Origin of the sequence: Streptomyces tremellae (assembly GCF_039540215.1) — a bacterium.
GTDB lineage: Bacteria > Actinomycetota > Actinomycetes > Streptomycetales > Streptomycetaceae > Streptomyces > Streptomyces tremellae.
Map to the genome: position 1 here is coordinate 1 of NZ_BAABEP010000141.1, position 1,907 is coordinate 1,907.

Annotated in this window: 3 protein-coding genes; all 3 read right to left on the reverse strand. The window is 70.7% G+C overall.

The window, feature by feature from the left end; translation table 11 throughout:
* On the reverse strand, nucleotides 1-181 hold a 181-nt coding region (locus ABEA77_RS33685), incomplete at its 3' end, for a hypothetical protein (protein ID WP_345655951.1).
* Between the two features lie 116 nt (nucleotides 182-297).
* On the reverse strand, nucleotides 298-855 hold the full coding sequence (frr, locus tag ABEA77_RS33690) for a ribosome recycling factor (RefSeq protein WP_329455399.1): 558 nt from the start codon (nucleotides 853-855) through the stop codon (nucleotides 298-300).
* Nucleotides 856-1,072: 217 nt separating this feature from the next.
* The gene (gene pyrH / locus ABEA77_RS33695; protein WP_425588453.1) at nucleotides 1,073-1,852 is read right to left on the reverse strand and encodes a UMP kinase; all 780 of its coding nucleotides are present in this window, start codon (nucleotides 1,850-1,852) and stop codon (nucleotides 1,073-1,075) included.
* Between the last annotated feature and the right edge of the window lie 55 nt (nucleotides 1,853-1,907).

Sequence of the window (1,907 nt, forward strand, 5' to 3'; positions counted from 1 at the left end):
CGCCGGGCAGCGCGCCCGCGGGCGCCGCGGCGCCCGGCAGCGGGCCCGCGTGCGGCGGCGTGCCGCCCGGCTGCCCGAGGTGCGGCCCCCCGGGCCCGGGGCCGCCCGGCTGCGGGCCGCCCCACGGCGGACCGCCGGTCACGGGTCCTTCGGGGCCGGGTCCTTCGGGCACGACGGGCATGGGCCGAGTCTGCTGTGCCTCGGGCTCATCGCGGGCGGGACCCGCCGGGGCAGCCCCCTGGTCGGGCGGATCCCAGGGGCCTGCGGCCGGCCGGGTACCGCGGGAAAAGTCGTTCATCAGACCTCAAGCAGCTCGGATTCCTTGTGCTTGAGCAGCTCGTCGACCTGCGCGACGTACTTCGTCGTGGTGTCGTCGAGCTCCTTCTCGGCCCGCCGGCCCTCGTCCTCGCCGACGTCGCCGTCCTTGACGAGCTTGTCGATGGTCTCCTTGGCCTTGCGGCGCACGGCGCGGATCGAGATCTTCGAGTCCTCGGCCTTGGTCTTGGCGACCTTGATGAACTGGCGGCGCCGCTCCTCGGTCAGCTCGGGGAAGACCACCCGGATGATGCTGCCGTCGTTGCTCGGGTTGACGCCAAGGTCGGAGTCGCGGATCGCCTGCTCGATGTTGCGCAGGGCGCTCTTGTCGAACGGCGTGACCACGGCCATCCGCGCCTCGGGCACGGAGAACGAGGCGAGCTGGTTGATCGGGGTCATGGCGCCGTAGTAGTCGGCGACGATCTTGTTGAACATCGCCGGGTGCGCGCGGCCCGTACGGATCGCGGCGAAGTCGTCTTTCGCGACCAGGACGGCCTTCTCCATCTTCTCCTCGGCTTCGAGGAGGGTCTCTTCGATCACCACTTGCTCCTGGGTGTTGTGGGTGCGGTGTGCCACCGGCGGTGCGGTCCCCCACGCCTTGGGCGGTACCTGCGTCGCGTCTTTCCTGCACGGTGTCCGACCGGCAGGACTTTGTCCATACGGGACCGGTCCCGCACGGTGCGGGTCCGTACGGGCGGGTCCGCGCGGTCCGGCTCCGTACGGCCGGGGCGCGTACGGACCGCGGGCCGCGCGGGCGTCAGTCCCTGCTGCCCTGGTCGCTCACGAGAGTGCCGATCTTCTCACCCTTGACGGCACGCGCGATATTGCCCTCGGCCAGCAGCTCGAAGACCAGGATGGGGAGCTTGTTGTCCTGGCACAGGGTGATGGCGGTCAGGTCGGCGACGCGCAGGTCGCGCGAGATGACCTCGCTGAACTCCAGGGCGTCGTACTTCACGGCCCCCGGGTTGGTCTTGGGGTCGGCGTCGTACACACCGTCGACCCCGTTCTTGCCCATGAGCAGGGCTTCCGCGTGGATCTCCAGCGCGCGCTGCGCCGCGGTGGTGTCGGTGGAGAAGTACGGCATGCCCATGCCCGCCCCGAAGATCACCACGCGGCCCTTCTCCAGGTGGCGGACCGCGCGCAGCGGGATGTAGGGCTCCGCGACCTGTCCCATCGTGATCGCCGTCTGCACGCGGGTCTCGACGCCCTCCTTCTCCAGGAAGTCCTGGAGGGCGAGGCAGTTCATGACCGTGCCGAGCATGCCCATGTAGTCGGAGCGCGCACGGTCCATGCCGCGCTGCTGGAGCTCCGCGCCGCGGAAGAAGTTGCCGCCGCCGATGACGACCGCGATCTGCGCGCCGTCGCGGACGACGGCCGCGATCTCGCGGGCGATGGCGTGCACGATGTCGGGGTCGACGCCGAGGGCACCCCCTCCGGCGAACGCCTCGCCCGACAGCTTCAGCATGAAGCGCCGGGGCCGGGGCCCAGAAGCGGTCAGATCGGCCGGGGAAGGGTTGGCGTCCGCGTCTTTGCTCATGGGGTTCCTTAAGAATGTGAGGCGGTCCGGGAGGGCCGGGTGTGGCTGATGGGGT